Genomic DNA, 20,491 nt, shown 5'->3' on the forward strand with positions numbered 1-20,491 from the left:
ATCGGGCGGCGACCCGCCACCCCTGAAAAGGTTTCCTACCGGCTATAACGGCGCGACTGTTGAAGCGCAACATTTCTTGCGCCTCAAAAGGCCTTTAGAAGCTGTGGACAGTTCCAGCCGGATCGGTCAGCACTTTTGTCTCGCGATGGTCTGCCATTCCTTCAGCGAACTTGTCCGCCGTCTGATCGATGATGGGGAACGAGCCGTAATGGCACGGCAGCACGGTTTTGAAATTGAAGTAACGCTGGCAGGCGAGAGCCGCAACCGCACCGCCCATCGTAAAGCGATCGCCAATGGGAACGATCCCGATCTCTGGCTGATGAAGCTCGTTGATAAGCCCCATATCGGAAAAGATATCCGTGTCTCCCATATGATAAAGCGTCGGCGCATCCTCGAAATGGAACACCAGACCGTTCGGATTGCCCAATGCCTGCGATACGCCGTTTTCCGTCAGCATTGCCGAGGAATGAAGTGCGTTGACGAATGTAATGGTAAAGCCGTCATGCGCCACCGTGCCGCCCGTATTGCCGGGATCGACCTTTTCCACGCCCTGACTGCCGAGCCAGCTTGCAAGATCGGCGTTGGCGATAACCGTCGCACCATGTTCCCTTGCAATTGCTACCGTATCGCCGACGTGATCGCCGTGGCCGTGCGTCAGCGCGATGTGGGTCACACCGCTGGTTACTTCCTTGAAATCTATGCCCTTCGCACCGGGATTTCCGTTGAGAAACGGATCGATGAGAATGACGGCCCTTGCAGTTTCAACGCGGAAGGCGGCGTGGCCAAGCCATGTAAGTTTCATAAACTCTCTCCTCAATCTGTGTTTCCGGCTCGATTTCCAGTTTGCGAACAGATATGACGCCAATAAAGTTGAAGGCAATAGAAACCACTTCAAAATCCGATGAGGACCGATGGCTGTCGTTGAAATCGAGGAAATTCCGGCGCTGCTTCAGCCCGGAAAGACCATTGCCGGACTGGACTTGGGAACCAAGACCATCGGCCTTGCGGTATCGGACCTCGGTCTTTCCTTCGCCCATCCGCGCCCGGTCATCAAACGGGTGAAGTTTTCGATCGACGCACAAGTGCTTCTGAAAGCTCTCGACGCCGACAAGGTCGGCGTTATCGTCATCGGTTTGCCTATGAATATGGATGGAACATCGGGTCCCCGCGTTCAGGCCACGCGGGCATTTGTGCGCACCATGCAGCCGCTCACCGACTTGCCCTTTGTGTTCTGGGACGAGCGCCTGTCGACGGTCGCCGCCGAACGGGCGCTTATCGGCATGGACGTCTCTCGAGGCAAGCGGGCCGAACGTATCGATTCGGCGGCCGCAGCTTTCATTCTTCAAGGGGCGCTCGACCGCCTGCACAGCATCAGGCGGTCGGTATCCGACGATTACGACGCCGGATAAAGCTGGTCGAGAATGCGTTCCGCATTGTGGCGTGCATCCAGCATGCCATAGGTCGACCGCCACTGTCCGCCGAGGCGGGTTTCAATGAATGCGTCAGCCACATCGTCGGCACCAAGCTGGCGCAGTTCTGCGGCGGCGGCGGCATAGGCCAATTGCTCGGTCAGAAGGCGTGCAACACCCGGATCGGTTTCAGTGAGCTGCAATGCAGCACGCAGCACATCAAGCGTTCCCTGCCCGCGCGGGCCAAGCTGTCCGCCGATCCACTCCAGTACTTCATCGAAAAGCGCCGGCGCGCGGGACAGCACACGCGCGACATCCAGCGCCATGACATTTCCGGACCCTTCCCAGATCGCGTTGACCGGCGCTTCGCGATAGGCGCGCGCAAGATTGCCTTCCTCGATATAGCCGTTGCCGCCAAGGCACTCCATTGCCTCATAGAGTAAGGCAGGCGCGATCTTGCAAACCCAGTATTTCACCACCGGCGTCATGCAGCGGGCAAACGCCGCCTCTGCGCGATCACTTGCAGCCATATCAAAGGCGCGTGCCAGCCGCATGGAAAGCGCGGTCGCGCCGGCGACATCGAGCGCCATATCGGCGAGTACACGCTGCATCAATGGCTGTTCGATAAGAGCCTTGCCAAACACCTGCCGGTGACGACTATGATGCACGGCTTCGGCGAGGCCAGATCGCATAAGTCCAGCCGATGCCACTGCGCAATCGAGCCGCGTCAGCGTGACCATATCCATGATGGTCTTGACGCCCTCGCCCGGATTACCGATCAGATGACCGACCGCGCCGTCAAATTCCACCTCCGATGAGGCGTTGGACTTGTTGCCGAGCTTGTCTTTCAATCGCTGGAAAAAGAACCCGTTCCCGCTTCCCTGCGAAGTGAGGCGCGGAAGCAGAAAACAGGAAAGACCGTCTTCTGCCTGCGCCAGCGTCAGGAACGCATCCGACATAGGAGCGGACATGAACCACTTGTGGCCAGTAATGGCATAGGTGCCGTCTTCGTTGCGGATGGCGCGGGTCGTATTGGCCCGCACATCGGTTCCGCCCTGCTTTTCGGTCATACCCATGCCAAGCGTAATGCCCTGTTTGGCAAATGCTGGCTTCTGCGAAAAATCGTACTTTCTTGAAAGAATGACCGGCGACCATTCCTTGTAAATTTCCGGCGAGGCCATGAGCGCGGCAAGCGATGCGCTCGTCATGGTCAGCGGGCAAAGATGCCCCGCCTCAAGCTGCGCCGTCAGGAAAAAGCGCGAGGCGCGTGCCTGATGACGGCGACCGGTTTCCAGCGGGTTGCCCTCCCAGATGGAACAATGCAGGCCAGCCGCGATAGAGCGGCGCATCAGCGCATGATAGGCTGGATGATATTCAACCAGGTCGATACGGTTGCCCTGCCGGTCATGGGTGCGCAATTTCGGCAGCTCGGTGTTGGCGAGACGCGCAAGGTCCTGTGCTTCAGCCGACATGACGAAACGGCCCGTCTGCTCCAGATCCGTATGCAGTTCCTTCGGGAAACGTGCCGCAATCTGCATCAGAAGCGGATCGCCCAGATAGGCATTGTTGCCCGTCATGGGCGGTGTCTGGTTGGTCACGTCGTGCGTTTTCAAAAGCTCGTTCCGTCTTGTGCGATTCAGTTCTATTTAGGGTTCTTGCATCGCATTTGCTAAAATTTTGCCATCCCGAACGCAATTTGTCGTCAGGACAGCACAGGTTTTTCTTGGTGAATCGCCCATAGCCATTATAAGGACGGTTGCGGGACCTGCCTCATGGTCCTATACGGGTGACTTGCCATGACAAATCAAACGGTCCCTCCGCTTTTCCCTCACCGCCACCTGCTGGGCATCAAGGGGCTTTCGCCCCTGGACATTCTCTGCCTTCTTGATCTCGCCGATCAGGAAATCGCTGTTTCCCGACAGCCCGAGAAGAAAAAGTCCGTGCTGCGAGGTCGCACGCAAATCAATCTCTTCTTTGAAGCATCGACACGAACGCAATCATCGTTTGAGCTGGCCGGAAAACGGCTCGGTGCGGACGTCATGAATATGTCGGTCGGTAATTCATCGGTCAAGAAAGGCGAAACGCTCATCGATACCGCGATGACGCTGAACGCCATGCAGCCGGATATACTGGTCATCCGTCACGCCTCGGCAGGCGCTGCCGCCCTGCTCGCGCAGAAAGTCGGCTGTTCGGTCGTCAACGCCGGTGATGGCGCGCATGAACATCCAACACAAGCACTTCTTGACGCTCTCACTATCCGCCGCGCCAAAGGCCAGATCGAAAATCTGATCGTCGCCATATGCGGCGATGTGCTGCATTCCCGCGTGGCACGCTCCAACATTCTTCTTCTCAATGCTCTTGGCGCGCGGGTGCGTGTCGTCGCGCCATCCACGCTCCTGCCCTCCGGCATGGCGGACATGAGCGTCGAGGTCTTCAACTCGATGGAAGAAGGCTTGAAGGACGCGGATGTCGTCATGATGCTGCGGCTTCAGCGTGAGCGCATGGCCGGTTCATTTGTGCCTTCGGTACGCGAATATTTCCGCTTCTATGGCCTCGACAAGGAAAAGCTGAAACACGCCAAGCCGGACGCCCTTGTCATGCATCCCGGCCCGATGAATCGCGGCGTTGAGATCGCATCTGACGTTGCCGACGGGCCGCAAAGCGTCATCCAGCAACAGGTTGAAATGGGGGTTGCCATGCGCATGGCCGTAATGGAAGCCCTGCTCGACCCGCGACGCAACCTGGGCAATGGAGAAAATGCATGAGCGCGATCCTCTTTGAAAACGCGCGCATCGTCGATCCGTCGCGTGGTCTCGATGAAACCGGCAGCGTTTTGATCCGCGATGGAAAGATCGTTGCCGCCGGTGCCAACGCCCGCAATCAGGGTGCGCCGGAAGGTGCCGAAATCGTCGACCTGAACGGCAAGGCAGTGTTACCCGGCATGGTGGATGCGCGTGTCTTTATCGGTGAACCCGGCGCAGAACATCGCGAAACCATCGCCTCGGCAAGCCGTGCGGCAGCTGCGGGCGGCGTGACCTCCATCATCATGATGCCCGACACCGATCCGGTGATCGATGACGTGGCGCTCGTGGAATTCGTCAAGCGCACGGCACGCGATACGGCCGTCGTCAATGTGCATCCGGCAGCGGCGATCACCAAAGGCTTGCGCGGCGAAGAGATGACCGAAATCGGCCTCTTGCGCGATGCTGGTGCGGTTGCCTTCACGGAAGGCAGGCAGACCATCGCCAACACACAGCTCATGCGGCGCGCGCTGACCTATGCTCGCGATTTCAATGCCGTGATTGCCTGCGAAACGCGCGATCCTTATCTCGGCGCAAACGGCGTGATGAACGAAGGTCTGTTTGCAAGCTGGCTTGGACTTTCCGGCAGTCCCCGGGAAGCGGAAGTGATTCCGCTGGAGCGCGATCTGCGTCTGGCAGCGCTGACCAACAGCAACTATCACGCCGCACAGCTTTCCTGCGAAATGTCGGCGGAGGCCGTACGCCGCGCCAAGGATCTGGGCGCCAAGGTGACGGCAGGTGTATCGATCAACCATTTGTCGCTCAATGAGAATGACATTGGAGAATTCCGCACCTTCTTCCGTCTTTCCCCGCCCCTGCGCAGCGAACAGGACCGCCTTGCCATGGTCGAAGCCGTGAAAAACGGCACCATCGACATTGTCGTTTCGGCTCACGACCCGCAGGACGTCGATACCAAACGCCTGCCTTTCTCGGATGCCGAAGCCGGTGCCATCGGCCTCGAAACACTCCTGGGAGCTGCACTCCGCCTCTATCACAATGACAGCATTCCGCTCCTGCGGCTGGTGGAGGTTCTATCGACAGCTCCGGCGAAAATTTTCGGTCTGGATGCCGGTACGCTCAAACCGGGCGCCAAGGCCGATCTTGCCATTGTCGATCTGGAAGAACCATGGGTCGTGCGAGCGGAAGACCTGCACTCACTCTCAAAAAACAGCTGCTTTGAAAGTGCGCGTTTTCAAGGCCGCGTCGTCCACACATTAGTGGCCGGAAAGACCGTATATTCGGCTTGAAAAACACCGCATAACCCGGAACAATCAACCTAAAATTCCGGGTAGGCGGAATCAAGAAGCAGCAGGGGATGTTCATGGCCGAATCGGGATTTGTCAGCATGACGCTCGTAGGAGCGCTTGTCTTCGGCTATTTTCTGGGCTCGATTCCTTTTGGCCTGGTTCTGACCCGCCTTGCAGGGTTGGGTGATGTCAGGTCCATCGGCTCGGGCAACATCGGGGCGACGAATGTACTGCGCACCGGTAACAAGAAGCTTGCCGCAGCAACCCTGATCCTCGACGCCCTCAAAGGCACGGTCGCCGTTCTGATCGCTTCACGCTACGGGCCCGATGCCGCAATCGGCGCGGGCTTCGGTGCCTTCATCGGGCATCTTTTTCCGGTATGGATCGGCTTCAAGGGCGGTAAAGGCGTTGCCACCTATCTCGGTATCCTGATCGGTTTGGCATGGCCCGGCGCGCTCGTCTTCGCCGCCGTATGGATCGTAACCGCACTTCTCACGCGGTATTCTTCCCTTGCAGCGCTTGTCGCCAGCATCATTGTTCCAATCGCGCTTTACTTCCAGGGCAGTCCCGCAATCGCGGTCCTCTTCGCGATCATGACAGTCTTTGTCTTCTACAAACACAAGACGAATATAGGGCGCCTGATAAACGGCACCGAAAACAAGATCGGAGCCAAGGGGTGAAGGGAAGCGCGAATTCGAAAACTGGAATTCGCCTCTCCGACCGCCAGCGTCTCAACTGGCTGCGCCTCATCCGAACCGACAATATCGGCCCTGTCACGTTTCGCGACCTGATTCTGTTTTGCGGTTCAGCTTCAAGCGCGATAGAAATGCTGCCCGATCTCAACATCCGGGGCGGCAGCGCACGCCCCATCCGCGTCATGTCCATGGACGATGCAGAGCGCGAGCTTGAAACCATCGATCGAGCCGGTGCCCGCCTTGTTGGAATGGGCGAACCGGATTATCCGCCACAGCTGAAAAATTGTGAGGCCCCACCCCCGCTGGTCACGATTAAGGGAAACGCCGCTGTTTTCAACAAGCCTCCCGTTGCAATTGTCGGTTCCCGGAACGCCTCGGTAATTGGCGCGCGTTTCACCGAACGCTTGGCGAATGATCTTGGCGAAGCCGGGTTTGCTGTTATTTCCGGACTTGCCCGCGGCATCGATGCCGCTGCCCACCGCGCAAGCTTGAAGACAGGAACCGTCGCCGTGTTGGCAGGCGGGCTTGATCGCCCCTACCCACCCGAAAACCTGCCCCTTTATCGCGCCATACCGGAAGAGGGTGGCGTACTCATAAGCGAAATGCCGATGGGCGCGGAGCCTCGCTCGCGCGATTTTCCCCGTCGCAATCGCATCATTGCAGGGCTCTCGCTGGGATTGATCGTCGTCGAAGCTGCCGAACGATCCGGTTCGCTTATCAGCGCACGCATGGCCGGCGACATGGGGCGTACAGTATTCGCTGTGCCGGGCTCACCGCTCGATCCTCGTGCGCGCGGCACGAACCTGCTTCTCAAACAAGGCGCAACATTGGTAACGGAAGCAAACGACGTTATCGAGATGCTCCGGCCGCTGGCCGGTTCAAGTGCGTATCCAACGGATATGCCGACACAACCGGATCTTTTGTCTCCGGCCATGGAAGAACCAGAATCTTATCAACCGATTGCGACGGAGGAACAACGGGACATTGTTATTGATGCACTTGGCCCCGTGCCGACCGATATCGACACGCTGGTTCGCCATACGGGTCTGGATACCGGTGCTATCCAGCTCATTCTTCTGGAGCTGGACCTGGCCGGGAGGCTGCACCGATATGCCCGTAATCAGGTCGCCCTTGTCCCTCTGGAATAGCCTCTTATGTCTTGGCTTCGTTGTGAAGTGCCTCTCGCGCTTCGACAAGAGCCATCTCGATCATATAGGACAGCAACAGATAATCTGTATTCTTTGCCATTAAATTGAGCTGCTCCAGCATCTGCTCGATATATGTCAGCGTCTCGTGCCGAGTCGCGCTCTGTACATCGTCATCGTCTTCCATATCTGGAAAACTCGTTGTATCACCCATACCTATCTCCCCGCGAGATAAATCGCTCTTTGTTTCATTTCATGCTACTACTGGTTACACTCAACTTAACAGCAATCTTAAGTTGTATTTCGTTATTTTTGTCGTCCTGCTCTTGACCAAACGCTGCCTGCTGTTCATGTGAAGGCAACGAATTTCTCGCGGAGAGGAGATATTTTGTCTCCATGGGACGCGAATCTGGGCTGCTTTAAATGAACGTCGTTGTTGTCGAATCGCCTGCCAAGGCAAAAACCATCAATAAATATCTTGGTTCGAACTATAAGGTTCTGGCCTCGTTCGGTCATGTGCGAGACTTGCCAGCTAAAGACGGCTCGGTTCGCCCCGATGAAGATTTTGCAATGTCGTGGGAGGTGGATAGCAATTCCTCCAAACGTCTTGCAGATATTGTCAAAGCGTTGAAAGACAGCGACGGCATCATTCTCGCAACCGATCCGGATCGCGAAGGTGAGGCCATTTCCTGGCATGTGCTCGAAGTACTGAACCAGAAGAAGGCGCTCAAAGGCAAGACGGTCAAGCGTGTGGCATTCAATGCCATTACCAAGAAAGCTGTTCTCGATGCCATTGCCAATCCACGCGATATTGATGAGCCTCTGGTTGACGCCTATCTGGCGCGCCGCGCACTGGACTATCTCGTCGGTTTCACGCTTTCGCCCGTGCTATGGCGCAAACTGCCGGGCGCGCGTTCGGCTGGCCGCGTTCAGTCAGTAGCGCTGCGTCTCGTCGCGGATCGCGAATCCGAGATCGAGCGCTTCATTCGGGAGGAGTACTGGAACATTGCCGCGCTGTTGAAGACACCGCGCAATGACAGTTTTACTGCCCGCCTGACGGCTGTTGACGGCAAGAAGCTCGGCAAGCTCGATATCAAGAATGGCGAACAGGCAACCGCCATTCGCACCATGCTTGAAGGCGCAAGCTTCAAGGCGCTGTCCGTTGAGGCAAAGCCGACCAAGCGCAATCCCGGACCGCCATTCACCACGTCAACCTTGCAGCAGGCGGCATCCGGCCAGCTCGGTTTCTCCGCATCGCGCACCATGCAGGTGGCGCAGCGGCTTTATGAAGGCGTCGATGTCGGTGGCGAAACTGCCGGCCTGATCACCTATATGCGTACCGACGGTGTGCAGATGGCGCCGGAAGCCATCAATGCGGCCCGCGATGCAATCGGCAAGAGCTTCGGCGCGAAATATGTGCCGGAAAAGCCTCGCTATTATTCCAGCAAGGCCAAGAACGCGCAGGAAGCGCACGAAGCCATCCGCCCGACGGATTTCTCCCGCCATCCGAAGGACGTGCGCCGCTATCTCGACGACGATCAGGCACGGCTTTATGAATTGATCTGGAAGCGCGCCATCGCAAGCCAGATGCAGGCCGCCGATATCGAGCGTACCACGGTCGACATCGAGGCGGTCAATGGCTCGCGTTCGGCCCTCCTGCGGGCCAATGGATCGGTCACCAGGTTCGATGGCTTTCTCGCTGCCTATATGGATCACCGCGAGGAAGAAGACGACGAGGAGGATAGCGCAAAGCTGCCGGAAATTCGTTCAGGCGAAGCCCTGGCACGCGAAAAGATCGATGCGACGCAGCATTCGACCGAGCCTCCCCCGCGCTATTCGGAAGCTTCGCTCATCAAGAAGATGGAAGAACTGGGCATCGGCCGTCCTTCGACCTATGCCGCCACGCTGGCCACGCTGCGTGACCGTGAATATATCACGATCGACAAGCGCAAGCTTATTCCAGAGCCCAAGGGGCGTCTGGTTACGGCCTTCCTCGAAAGCTTCTTCGAGCGTTATGTGGAATATGATTTCACGGCTGACCTTGAGGAAAAGCTCGATCTCATTTCCGACGGCAAGCTTTCGTGGAAAGATGTGCTGCGCGATTTCTGGCGCGATTTCTCCGGCTCCGTCGATGACATCAAGGAACTGCGCGTTACCAATGTTCTCGATGCGCTGAACGAAGAGCTGGCACCGCTGGTGTTTCCGGCGCGCGAAGACGGCAGTGACCCTCGCTCATGCCCGACCTGCGGCACGGGCACCCTGTCGTTGAAACTCGGTAAATACGGTGCTTTCGTCGGCTGTTCCAATTATCCGGAATGCAAATATACGCGCCAGCTCGGCGGTGACGCCAATGGCGAAGCCGCGGCTGCGGATGAACCGAAATCGCTCGGCAAAGATCCGTTCACCGGTGAGGAAATCACTGCACGGACAGGCCGTTTCGGCCCCTATGTCCAGCGCGGCGAAGGCAAGGAAGCCAAGCGCGCCAGCCTCCCGAAAGGCTGGACCGTCGATGCGCTCGATCATGAGAAAGCCGTTGCGCTTCTGTCGCTGCCGCGTGATATTGGTCAGCATCCCGAGACCGGCAAGATGATCTCCGCCGGGATTGGTCGCTATGGGCCCTATGTCAGCCACGATGGCACTTTCGCCAATCTGGAAAATGCCGAAGAGGTTTTCTCTGTCGGTCTTAACCGTGCGGTATCGGTTTTGGCCGACAAGCAATCGAAGGGTGGCGGTCGTGGCCGTTCTACTCCGGCAGCATTGGCGACGCTTGGCGACCATCCAGACGGCGGGTCAATCACTGTTCGCGACGGGCGCTATGGACCTTATGTCAATTGGGGTAAGGTCAACGCCACCTTGCCGAAGGGCAAGGACCCGGCGAGCGTTACGCTGGAAGAAGCACTGGCGCTGATTACGGAAAAAGCCGGCTCTTCCAAGAGCAAGAAAGCCCCTGCCCGCAAAGCTTCGGCCAGCACGGAAAAGAAAGCTGCTGCAAAGAAGCCTGCGGCCAAGAAAGCGCCAGCAAAAGCCAAGTCGACAGCCAAGCCGAAAGCCAAATCCAAGGCCGAGGCGGCAGAGGAGTAACAATTGGCACGCCGTTTTTCCAAATCCGATACCGGTCGTTCCGCGCGGACCGAACGGCGTGCAGCCAAAGCAAAATCCGCCGAGGGCAAGAGCGATCCCCACGCGTTTCTGCCGACCCGCGAAGAGGTTCTCAAATATATTGAGGAGAATCCCGACAGGGCGGGAAAGCGGGAACTGGCGAAAGCCTTCAACATCAAGGGCGATGCGCGGGTCTATCTGAAAGACCTTCTGCGCGAACTTTCTGACGAGGGCCTTGTTGAAAAACGCGCCCGCAGGCTATCTCGCCCCGATGCGCTACCTGCCGTCACTGTGCTTGATATTACCGGACGCGACGAAGATGGCGGTTTGCTCGCACGCCCGTCGGAATGGGATGAAGCAGGTTATGGCAAGCCACCCGCCATCCTGATCCGCCGCACCCGGCTCAACAAAGCGTCTGAAGGCGGCCCGGCCGTCGGCGTTGGGGATCGCGTTCTAGCCAAAATATTCCGCAATGAAGATCGTGACGGGCCGGACTATACCGCGCGAGTGATGAAGCGTCTCGAGCACCGAACAAATGCGGTGCTCGGTATTGTGCGCAAGCTCGGCAATGGTGAATGGCGGCTTGACCCGGTAAACCGCAAGCAGCCGGAAGTGCAGCTCGATCCGGGCCATCTGGAAAATGCGGAAGCCGGTGATCTTGTTGAAGTCGACCTGATTTCCTCCCGGCGTCAGGGATTGCCGCGCGGCAAGGTTCGGCAGGTGGTAGGCTCGATCGACAGCGAAAAAGCCCTGTCGATGATTGCCATCCACGAGCATGAAATCCCGCATGTTTTCCCGGCTGAAGCGCTGAGCGAAGCAGAAGCTGCGACCGCAGCCACGATGGATGGCCGCGAAGACTGGCGCGATATTCCACTTCTCACCATCGATCCGGCGGATGCCAAGGATCATGATGATGCTGTTTACGCCGAGCCGGACCAGGACCCCGAGAATCCGGGAGGCCAGATCGTCATTGTGGCTATAGCGGACGTCGCCGCCTATGTCCGTCCCGATTCTGCGCTCGACCGCGAAGCCCAAAAACGCGGTAACTCGGTCTACTTCCCGGACCGCGTCGTGCCGATGCTGCCAGAGCGGATTTCAAACAATCTCTGTTCGCTTCGTGAACTGGAAGACCGCCCTGCCCTTGCGGTCCGTATGGTTTTTGCGGCCGACGGACGCAAGAAATCGCACAAATTTCACCGCATCATGATGAAATCGGCGGCGAAGCTGGCCTATTCGCAGGCGCAGGCCGCGATCGACGGTGCGCCGGATGACAAGACTTCGCCTATTCTCGACAGCATACTGAAACCGCTGTGGAACGCCTATGCCGTGCTGAAGCGGGGGCGTGACGCGCGCGAACCGCTGGAACTCGATCTGCCGGAAAAGAAAATCCTGCTCACGCCCGACGGCAAGGTCGACAAGGTCATCGTTCCCGAACGGCTCGATGCGCACAAGCTCATCGAAGAGTTCATGATTCAGGCGAACGTTGCCGCCGCTGAAACATTGGAAGCGCGCCGCCAGCCGCTTATTTTCCGCATTCACGACGCCCCAGCGCTTGCAAAGCAGGAAACCTTGCGTGAATTTCTGAGGACGCTGGACCTGAGCCTCGCCAAGGGAGCCGAGTTGCAGCCGGCGCAATTCAATCGGATTCTTGAGGCCGTCGAGGGCTCTGATCATCAGGAACTAGTCAACCAGGTGGTGTTGCGCACACAGAGCCAGGCAGAATATAACCCCGACAATATCGGGCATTTTGGCCTGCATTTGCGTCGCTATGCGCACTTCACCTCGCCGATCCGCCGCTACGCCGACCTTATCGTTCATCGCGCTCTGATCAAGGCCCTGAACCTCGGCAACGATGGCCTCACCGCCGATGAAGAAGCGCATCTGGAGGAAATCTCTGCGCTGATTTCCTCGACCGAGCGTCGCGCCATGCTGGCCGAACGCGAAACGGTGGATCGTCTTATCGCTCATTTCCTCGCCGCACATCTCGGTGATGAATATGAGGGACGCGTTACCGGGGTGACGAGAGCGGGCCTCTTCGTGAACCTTGCGACATATGGCGCAGACGGGCTGGTGCCCATTTCAACTTTGGGTCATGAATACTATCTATATGACGAAGCGAACCATGCGATTGCCGGTGAGCGGAGCGGCAAGGGCTTCCGTTTGGGCGATACAGTGACGGTTCGGCTTGTGGAAGCGCTCCCCGTGGCGGGTGCGCTTCGTTTTGAGATGGTTTCGGAACCGCATCCTCTGCCGATGGCGACCCGCTCGCATCACAAGGCAAGCCGGACGATGCGTGGACGAAGGGGTAAACCCGCGGGCATCCCGCGTCAGAAGAGAAGAGGTCGCTGATGAGCACGCTAGAGGCCAATTCCGCGCAGAATATACAGGTTTTCGGAGGGGAAAGCCCCAAGGCGGCCCACCCGAAACGCCCTTTGGGCGAAGCCATGTGGCGCGGATTTCGCGGACGTTGCCCGCATTGCGGTGAAGGAAAACTGTTCCGGGCCTTTGTGAAACCCGTGGCGCAATGTTCCGTGTGTGATGAAGACTACACAGAACAACGTGCTGACGATCTTCCTGCCTATCTGACCATCTTGATCGTAGGGCACGTGGTCGTGGGTGCCTTCATGGGCGTTGAAGCAACCACCAATCTTCCGCTTTGGGCTCATATGGCGATCTGGGGCCCCCTGACCGTGATCATGTCGCTGCTGCTTTTGCAGCCAATCAAAGGCGCAACCATCGGGCTGCAATGGGCGCTGTACATGCACGGTTTTGGAGGCAAGGGTGACGGCGAATATGGCGACGTGACCTAAACGTCACCGTGACCGCCATGGTTCAGCTTCCATCCTCGCCAATCAAAGCCGGAAAAGCTTTGCGGCCGCGTGACGCGGCATCGCTGCTGCTTGTCGACCGGTCGGGGGGCAAGCCGCGCATTCTCATGGGTCGACGCCACGCCAGCCTTGCCTTCATGCCGGGCAAATTCGTCTTTCCAGGCGGCCGGGCAGATCCGATAGATGGCGCTATCGGCGCGACAGCAGAACTGCACAACAATGATGTTGCCAAATTGCTTGCCGGCATGGGAGCCCGTGCGTCGCTGCGCCGCGCCCGGGCACTCGGCCTATGCGCCATCCGAGAGACTTTCGAGGAAACTGGCCTTCGCATAGGGCAAGCGGCATCGACACCGGTTACCTTGCCTGCACATAGCGACTGGTCGGCATTTTTCGACAATGGCATGATACCGGCGCTCAGCAGCCTGCGCTACTTTGCCCGCGCGGTTACGCCGCCAGACAATGTTCGCCGTTTCGATACCCGCTTTTTTATCGCCTTCCGCGATCATATACCGGAACTTGATGGACAACCGCTCGTTCCCAGTGGGGAACTGGAAGATCTGGACTGGGTTTCGATCGATCAAATCGACAGGTTCGATGTGGCCCATATCACCCAGGCAATCCTGAAAGAAGCGCGCGCGCTTCTGACAAATGCCGACTCTGAACTGCCCGCCACCTTGCCGGTGGTACAATATTGCAAGCGGCATGGCCGCTTTGTCCGCGAAGTGATCTGAACTCCATGAATCAAGAAATCCAATCCGCCGATCTTGTCCCGCAAGAACCAGGCGGCGGGCCGGCAGAGGGCCAGTTGCACTGGCGTTCGCTCGCTGCAGCCATCGCCACAATCAGCGCGGTTGGTGCAGCAATCGGCCTGGGCATTCCACTGTTGAGCGTTCTTCTGGAAAGCCGTGGCCATTCTGCTAGCCTGATTGGAGCCAATACCGCTGTTGCGGGCCTGGCCTCCATCGTTGCCGCCCCCCTTGCCGCGCCTATTGCCGCGCGGCTGGGTGTGGTCAAGGCGATTTTCCTTATGCTTGTCATTGGAAGCGGGGCATTTCTCGGCTTCCATTTCTTTCAGCCCCTCTGGGCTTGGTTTGCGCTGCGCATCGTTCTGCATTTCGCGCTGACCGTCCTTTTCGTTCTGTCGGAATACTGGATCAACGCATCGGCGCCGCCTGAAAAACGTGGCCTGGTACTCGGCATCTACTCCACATCGCTTTCGCTGGGCTTTGCGCTCGGACCGTGGCTGTTCTCGAAGATCGGCAGTACGGGAGGACTGCCTTTCTATGTCGGCTTCGCCATCATCATGATCGCCCTCATACCGGTTGCGATCGCTTGGCGTGACAGCCCCGATTTCGAGGAAGGTGAACACGTCCCGTTTCTGCCCTTCATTTTTGCCGTACCGACAGCGACCATGGCCGTCTTCGTGTTCGGCGCTGTTGAAACCGGTGGCTTCGCCCTCTTTCCAGTCTTCGGCGCGCGTATAGGTTATCCTGAGGCCGATGCGGCCCTGCTGCTTACGATGATCGGGCTTGGCAATGTTCTGATGCAGATTCCGCTTGGCATTGTCAGCGACCGCATTTCAGACCGCCGCAAGCTTCTGCTTTTCTGCGCCACCACCGGCCTCATCGGCATGATCGCACTGCCCTATCTCATGCAGCACTGGTATCTCATGGCGGGTATCCTGTTCCTTTGGGGCGGCGTGGTGGCGGGCCTCTATACGATCGGCCTCGCGCATCTGGGTTCCGAACTGACGGGGCGGGAACTGGCGTCCGCCAATGCCGCCTTCGTGTTCTGCTATGCCATCGGCATGCTTGCCGGACCGCAGGCCGTCGGCGTTGGCATGGACATGATGGGCCCGAAGGGATTCCCGATGACTCTCGGTGTGTTTTTTGCCGCATATGCACTCTTTGCAGCAGGAAGGCTGCTTTTGCGGAAGAAGCGGGCTTGACTTTTCGCCGCCAATACGTAGTGTCGCGCCAAATTTCCGCTGCCGGATGAGATTACCGGAATCGCTGGAGGTTTCCATCCATTGAGCATGATCCCGAGAATTGGGAACCGGTTTTCGGCAAGATCATGCTCCGGCAAAGATACAGAGCAGGTAATTCGATATGGCCAAGGCTACGACGATCAAGATCAAGCTTTTGTCGACCGCTGACACCGGCTTCTTCTACGTAACGAAGAAGAACAGCCGCACGATGACGGAAAAGATGACAAAGACCAAGTACGACCCGATTGCGCGCAAGCACGTCGAGTTCAAGGAAACGAAGATCAAGTAATTCGTTTCAGGTCGTCATCGACAAGACGATTGAAATAGAAAGCCGTCTCCTTCGAGGCGGCTTTTTCGTTTTCTGCCCATGTTCAACTTTCAAGCCGCCGAGGAGACTATGCGATTTCGTCCTCCCTTTTTCGCCTGATAGAGCGCCGCATCAGTTCGCGAGAAAAGGGCTTCGGCGCTGTCCCCTATCAGCCTCAATCCGGCGATGCCCATACTAACGGTCAAATTGACCTTGTGCTTGCCGTTGGCGACAGAAAAAGGCGCCTCCGATACGGCAGTCCGGATTCGCTCCGCGACAGCCCTTGCGGCCTCCACATCGCTGTCTGGAAGCACCACGACGAACTCCTCTCCGCCGTAGCGGCATAGAAGATCCATGCCGCGAATATTCTTGCGCAGGCGTGCCGCAAACTCGCGAAGGACATCGTCGCCCGCATCGTGCCCGAACTGATCGTTGATCCGTTTGAAGTGATCGAAGTCGAGCATGATGACGGACAATGGCCGCTCGCGCCCCATGGCGCGTGTAAGCAGGACCGGGATATGCGTATCCAGATAGCGGCGATTATGCAGCCCCGTCAGGCTGTCCGTCACTGCCATGGTAATCGTGCGATTGAGGCTTTGCCGCAAGAGATCGTTATAGCACTTCCGTTTTATCTGCGTTCGCAAGCGTGCGAATAGCTCCAGCTTCTCAAGCGGACGCATGAGATAGTCGTTTACGCCCAGTTCCAGTGCGCGCACCACCAGCGCCCCTTCATCTTCCCGCACGACAAGAATGATCGGCACCAGCCGTGTGCGCTCGATAGTTCGCAACTGGGAGCACAGACGCAGCGGGTCATAGTACGTGAAATTGGCTGAAACGACGATGCTGTCGTAATCGGTATCTATCGCCCGGATCAGGGCAGTGTTCGCGTCGCTGGCCACGTCCACGCGATAAGTCTCTCCAAGAATGAGACGAAGACGCGCGGCCGCCAGTTCATCCTCATCGACGACGAGAATGCGAGCCACCTCGTCCTTATCGGCATAATTCCCGCCCATCTTGCTTGCCAGCAGCGTTTCCACCTCTGCGTCCGCCACCGTGCCCGTCCGCTGGAAAAGCTCGTCAGAGACAAGTTTCAGCCGCGCCAGGCTCTTTACGCGCGACATAAGCTGAAGATCGCTGACGGGTTTGGACAGAAAGTCGTCCGCACCAGCTTCGAGACCGCGGATCTTGTCCTCCGCACCATCAAGCGACGTTACGATGACAACAGGGATGTTGGATGTGCGGGGATCGTCCTTCAAACGACGGCAGACTTCAAAACCGTCCATGTCCGGCATCAATATGTCGAGCAGGACGACATCAATCTGTCCGCCCAGACAAATCTCTATGGCCTCCGGCCCGCTGTAGGCCGTAACGACCTCGTAATATTCGGAGAGCAGCCTGGCTTCGAGGAGCTTTACATTGGAATCCACATCGTCAACGACGAGAATTCTTGCAGTCATGATGCCCCCGCCCTGATTTCCGCTAAGCGTCGCCCATATAGGATTTGATTGTTTCTATAAAGCGGGGCACCGATATCGGCTTGGATATATAGGCTTCGCAGCCGCCCTGCCGTATGCGCTCCTCGTCGCCTTTCATGGCAAATGCCGTTACGGCGATCACCGGAATATGCCGCAGCTCATCATCGTCCTTCAGCCATTTCGTGACTTCCAGCCCCGATACCTCCGGCAGCTGTATGTCCATCAGAATCAGGTCGGGTCGATGCTCACGCGCAAGGTCCAGCGCTTCAAGCCCGTTTCTGGTACGGATGGTCTCGTATCCGCTGGCTTCGATTAGATCGCGAAACAACTTCATATTGAGTTCGTTGTCTTCGACAATCATTACGCTTTTCGGCATCGAATATTCCTTGGTCTTATTCCCTGCAGCAAACCGGCATTTTCTCGATCTTCTTATCTGACAATGGACCGAAATAGACCACTAGAAAGTTCTCCACTTTCAGACCACGATCAGTTTAACCTCATTTCATTGATGAAAGGCAAATAATTCGATTGTTCCTCGACGGAGCGGCAGCTACACATTCGGCCAGACAACGAAAAAAGCGGAGAAACCACATGAAAACGCTGATGAGTCAGGCGGATGCGGAAGCGATCGCTATTGAAGCTTTAGCGTGGCTGGCGCAAGACAAGGACCTGCTGCCTCGCTTTCTCGCCCTGACCGGCATCGAAGCGACGTCCATCCGGCAGGCCGCGCTTGAGCCCGGTTTTCTCGCGGGAGTACTGCAATTTTTCCTGTCTCATGAACCGACACTGTTGCGCTACTGCGAGGAAGCAGGACGAGATCCGGCAACAATAGACAAAGCCCTCACGCACCTGCCTGGCGGTCTGAACCAACACCTCTAGGAGTGTGCTCAACTACCGCATGACAAAGCCCGGCAAAGCCGGGCTTTCTTATTGATCATTCAGCAGCAGGAGTTGCTGTAGCAACCTCGACTTCATTCGAAACCGACAACACGTTCAATTCGTGCTGCTTGCCATCGCGCGCCGTCCAGGAGATTGACTGGCCCGGTGCAAGGCCAATCAACGCGGTGCCGATTGGCGTGAGTATGGAAATCTTTCCCTGCGCAATGTCCGCTTCGCCAGGATATACGAGCGTCACCCGACGCTCCTGTCCGTCATTGGAGCGAAACTCGACAATAGAGCCCATGTGGATCACATCCTGCGGCAAGCGCTTTGCAGGCACGACTTTTGCCCGGTCGAGCTCGGCCATCAGTTCCTCGGCAATCTCCTCGAGACGTTCCGAAACATTGGTGGCCAACCCCATCAGGCGTTCATAGTCGATTTCGCTGACGACGATATTGGGCTTCTTGCGATTCTTTCCGCTCATGGCGAGTGCTCACTGCTGTTGAAAGGTAATAAATCTCCGTGCTGTTATGCACGAAGCTGTTCAGATTGATTTTGGAGAAAGCGCTTATTCGAAATCCGCTTAGGACAAGCGGCGTACCGTCCCCCGGAGTTCCCCTGCGCTAGGCAGAACTCGAGGGTAGCTATCCCGTGATCGGATGAACCCGATGGAGTATGGATGCAAAACGGTTATTCATGGCATTAAACTTGGTGATATTCCCGGCAATGTCAAGTGTAAGAACCTGCAGGACCTATATGCCGGTGGCGCTTCAGCCTTTCGATGCTATAAAAGGATGTTCCTTTTATGTTCATCAGACGGTTCGTCCTCATGGCTGACACCACTGCCCCTAACAGTCCGGAAAAAGGTGTATGCCGCGATTGCCTTGCGCCGCAAAAGACGGATACAGGCAGGCGTTGCCATGCATGCGGCAGTCCGCGTCTTCTTCGCCATCGCGAGCTTTACAGGCTCTCCCTCGCCCATATTGATTGCGATGCATTTTACGCCTCGGTCGAAAAGCGCGACAATCCGGAGTTACGGGACAAACCCCTCATCATCGGCGGCGGGAAGCGCGGCGTCGTATCGACTGCCTGCTATCTCGCCCGTATTCATGGTGTGCGGTCTGCCATGCCCATGTTCAAGGCGCTGGAAGCCTGTCCGGACGCAGTTGTCATTAAACCTAATATGGAAAAATACGTGCGCGTCGGTCGCGACGTACGGCAGATGATGCGTGACCTGACACCTCTCGTCGAGCCACTCTCTATCGATGAGGCATTCTTGGATCTGAGCGGCACCGAGCGACTGCACAAAGCGCCGCCCGCAATCGTTCTGGCGCGCTTTGCCAAAAGGGTTGAGGACGAAATAGGCATCTCCGCCTCGATAGGGCTTTCTTACTGCAAATTTCTAGCCAAGGTTGCATCAGACATCGAAAAGCCGCGCGGTTTTTCTGTTATCGGCGAAGCGGAGGCATTGGCCTTTCTGCGGGACCGATCGGTCAGCACGATCTGGGGCGTCGGCAAGGCCTTTGCAGCCAAACTGGAAAGCGACGGAATCCGATCCATTGGCCAACTCCAGACGATGGAGGAAGGAACGCTCATGAAAGCCTACGGCACCATGGGCCAGCGTCTTTACCGCCTGTCGCGAGGACAGGATAGCCGCAAGGTCGAGCCTGATCACGACATGAAAAGCGTCTCAGCCGAGACGACCTTCAACAACGACCTGTCGGACGCAAATGATCTCATTCCGGTGCTTCGCGCACTTGCCGAAAAAGTATCCCGGCGACTAAAAGCGGGTGACATAGCCGGACGCACCGTCGTCTTGAAGCTGAAAACCCGCGATTTCAAATTGCGTACCCGCAATCGCCAGCTTTCCGACCCCACCCAACTTGCAGATAGAATCTTCCGCCATGGATTGCAGCTTCTTGAAAAAGAACTGGACGGAACGAAATTTCGTCTGCTTGGAATTGGCGTTAGCGAACTTTCTTCAAGCGACCGGGCCGATCCGCCCGATCTTGTGGACACACAGGCCACCAAACGCGCCGTCGCCGAGAATGCCATCGACCGGTTGAGGAACAAGTTCGGGGTGAGTGTTGTCGAAACAGGCTATACTTTCTCCAAGGGTAATCTGGCCCGCCCGCAAATGCCACCAGACAGAGATGAACAGCCTTGAGTTTTCTCGTCGTGGAAACCCATGGAGAAATTTTCTACATTTGCCTCTAACGGCTTGACGAGACCGATCTGTATCAATATTGGAACGGACCAAGGCAATGCCAAGTGATTTGGCAACAGCTTTACGGAAGGCCTCGTGGCGGAGTGGTTACGCAGAGGACTGCAAATCCTTGCACCCCGGTTCGATTCCGGGCGAGGCCTCCAATTTTCCCAAATAAAATCAATAAGTCGCCAAGTTTACCGTTGACACCTTAGCGGGTGGCCTTGTTGCGCCATTCTGCAAATTGATTCCCTTGAATTACAAGGGGTTACAAAAAGGTCTCGCAAATCCACCCAACACATCTGATTCCGTTTGTTATGATAAACAAAGCAAGGTAGCGGAACGCCAGCCCGATAAACTCACAGGCATGCTCTGTGAGCCGCCCGTCTCAAACATCTCCCCGATTGTTCGTG

19 protein-coding genes and 1 tRNA gene are annotated in these 20,491 nt (G+C 57.1%); 14 read left to right on the plus strand and 6 right to left on the minus strand.

The window, feature by feature from the left end:
* Positions 1–94: 94 nt before the first annotated feature.
* The gene (locus ACOWVS_RS08185) at positions 95–802 is read right to left on the minus strand and encodes a metal-dependent hydrolase (protein WP_006471390.1); all 708 of its coding nucleotides are present in this window, start codon (positions 800–802) and stop codon (positions 95–97) included.
* Positions 803–911: 109 nt separating this feature from the next.
* Here ACOWVS_RS08185 and ruvX point away from each other — a divergent pair, with 109 nt between their 5' ends.
* Positions 912–1,409, plus strand: coding sequence for a Holliday junction resolvase RuvX (ruvX, locus tag ACOWVS_RS08190; protein WP_006468933.1), 498 nt, complete (start codon positions 912–914; stop codon positions 1,407–1,409).
* On the opposite strand, the gene ACOWVS_RS08195 is transcribed toward ruvX, so the two are convergent.
* A complete protein-coding gene (locus ACOWVS_RS08195; RefSeq protein WP_031346952.1) occupies positions 1,394–3,022 on the minus strand; it encodes an acyl-CoA dehydrogenase family protein in 1,629 nt (542 codons plus the stop codon). The two genes, ruvX and ACOWVS_RS08195, sit on opposite strands and share 16 nt — an antisense overlap.
* A 183-nt stretch (positions 3,023–3,205) precedes the next feature.
* On the opposite strand from ACOWVS_RS08195, the gene ACOWVS_RS08200 reads away from it, so the two are divergent.
* The 4 genes from ACOWVS_RS08200 to dprA all read left to right on the plus strand — a co-directional run bounded on the left by ACOWVS_RS08200 (position 3,206) and on the right by dprA (position 7,300).
* Entirely contained in the window at positions 3,206–4,174 is a 969-nt protein-coding gene (locus ACOWVS_RS08200; protein WP_063621053.1) for an aspartate carbamoyltransferase catalytic subunit, read from the plus strand.
* The gene (locus ACOWVS_RS08205) at positions 4,171–5,457 is read left to right on the plus strand and encodes a dihydroorotase (protein WP_006468935.1); all 1,287 of its coding nucleotides are present in this window, start codon (positions 4,171–4,173) and stop codon (positions 5,455–5,457) included. Before ACOWVS_RS08200 ends, ACOWVS_RS08205 begins: the two co-directional genes overlap by 4 nt.
* 74 nt (positions 5,458–5,531) lie before the next feature.
* Positions 5,532–6,137, plus strand: a complete 606-nt coding sequence (gene plsY, locus ACOWVS_RS08210; RefSeq protein WP_006471392.1) for a glycerol-3-phosphate 1-O-acyltransferase PlsY — start codon at positions 5,532–5,534, stop codon at positions 6,135–6,137.
* Positions 6,134–7,300, plus strand: coding sequence for a DNA-processing protein DprA (gene dprA, locus ACOWVS_RS08215; RefSeq protein WP_075041895.1), 1,167 nt, complete (start codon positions 6,134–6,136; stop codon positions 7,298–7,300). The genes plsY and dprA overlap by 4 nt, the downstream gene beginning before the upstream one ends.
* Positions 7,301–7,304: 4 nt before the next feature.
* Here the strand turns inward: dprA and ACOWVS_RS08220 are convergent, their stop codons facing one another.
* On the minus strand, positions 7,305–7,511 hold the full coding sequence (locus ACOWVS_RS08220) for a hypothetical protein (protein ID WP_006468937.1): 207 nt from the start codon (positions 7,509–7,511) through the stop codon (positions 7,305–7,307).
* A gap of 209 nt (positions 7,512–7,720) precedes the next feature.
* On the opposite strand from ACOWVS_RS08220, the gene topA reads away from it, so the two are divergent.
* From topA to rpmG, 6 genes are all read left to right on the plus strand, one after another.
* Positions 7,721–10,378 carry a type I DNA topoisomerase gene (topA, locus tag ACOWVS_RS08225; protein WP_063621057.1) on the plus strand — a complete coding sequence of 886 codons (2,658 nt, stop codon included), beginning with the start codon at positions 7,721–7,723 and terminating at the stop codon, positions 10,376–10,378.
* A 3-nt stretch (positions 10,379–10,381) separates the two neighbouring features.
* Positions 10,382–12,745: a ribonuclease R gene (gene rnr, locus ACOWVS_RS08230; RefSeq protein WP_075041894.1), complete on the plus strand. Its 2,364-nt coding sequence runs from the start codon at positions 10,382–10,384 to the stop codon at positions 12,743–12,745.
* On the plus strand, positions 12,745–13,206 hold the full coding sequence (locus ACOWVS_RS08235; protein WP_006468941.1) for a DUF983 domain-containing protein: 462 nt from the start codon (positions 12,745–12,747) through the stop codon (positions 13,204–13,206). The genes rnr and ACOWVS_RS08235 overlap by 1 nt, the downstream gene beginning before the upstream one ends.
* 17 nt (positions 13,207–13,223) lie before the next feature.
* Positions 13,224–13,955, plus strand: coding sequence for an NUDIX hydrolase (locus ACOWVS_RS08240; protein ID WP_021587248.1), 732 nt, complete (start codon positions 13,224–13,226; stop codon positions 13,953–13,955).
* 74 nt (positions 13,956–14,029) lie between these two features.
* Positions 14,030–15,172: an MFS transporter gene (locus ACOWVS_RS08245; protein ID WP_006471394.1), complete on the plus strand. Its 1,143-nt coding sequence runs from the start codon at positions 14,030–14,032 to the stop codon at positions 15,170–15,172.
* Between the two features lie 160 nt (positions 15,173–15,332).
* The gene (gene rpmG, locus ACOWVS_RS08250; RefSeq protein ID WP_002966024.1) at positions 15,333–15,500 is read left to right on the plus strand and encodes a 50S ribosomal protein L33; all 168 of its coding nucleotides are present in this window, start codon (positions 15,333–15,335) and stop codon (positions 15,498–15,500) included.
* 89 nt (positions 15,501–15,589) lie between these two features.
* Here the strand turns inward: rpmG and ACOWVS_RS08255 are convergent, their stop codons facing one another.
* Entirely contained in the window at positions 15,590–16,975 is a 1,386-nt protein-coding gene (locus ACOWVS_RS08255; protein ID WP_075041893.1) for a PleD family two-component system response regulator, read from the minus strand.
* Positions 16,976–16,997: 22 nt separating this feature from the next.
* Positions 16,998–17,369 (minus strand): response regulator, encoded by a 372-nt coding sequence (locus tag ACOWVS_RS08260; protein WP_006468945.1) that lies wholly within the window; start codon positions 17,367–17,369, stop codon positions 16,998–17,000.
* Positions 17,370–17,584: 215 nt separating this feature from the next.
* Between ACOWVS_RS08260 and ACOWVS_RS08265 the strand changes: the two genes are divergently transcribed.
* Positions 17,585–17,872, plus strand: coding sequence for a DUF3572 domain-containing protein (locus tag ACOWVS_RS08265; RefSeq protein WP_006471395.1), 288 nt, complete (start codon positions 17,585–17,587; stop codon positions 17,870–17,872).
* Between the two features lie 55 nt (positions 17,873–17,927).
* Here ACOWVS_RS08265 and rnk read toward each other — a convergent pair whose 3' ends face one another.
* Complete coding sequence (rnk, locus tag ACOWVS_RS08270) at positions 17,928–18,356, minus strand: nucleoside diphosphate kinase regulator (RefSeq protein WP_075041892.1); 429 nt, start codon at positions 18,354–18,356, stop codon at positions 17,928–17,930.
* A gap of 345 nt (positions 18,357–18,701) precedes the next feature.
* Here rnk and ACOWVS_RS08275 point away from each other — a divergent pair, with 345 nt between their 5' ends.
* Together ACOWVS_RS08275 and ACOWVS_RS08280 are read left to right on the plus strand one after the other, a co-directional pair.
* Positions 18,702–20,039 (plus strand): DNA polymerase IV, encoded by a 1,338-nt coding sequence (locus tag ACOWVS_RS08275; RefSeq protein WP_075041920.1) that lies wholly within the window; start codon positions 18,702–18,704, stop codon positions 20,037–20,039.
* Between the two features lie 129 nt (positions 20,040–20,168).
* A tRNA-Cys gene (locus ACOWVS_RS08280) sits at positions 20,169–20,242 on the plus strand.
* Positions 20,243–20,491 lie beyond the last annotated feature (249 nt).

This window comes from Brucella sp. IR068 (assembly GCF_049065885.1).
Lineage (GTDB): Bacteria > Pseudomonadota > Alphaproteobacteria > Rhizobiales > Rhizobiaceae > Brucella > Brucella intermedia.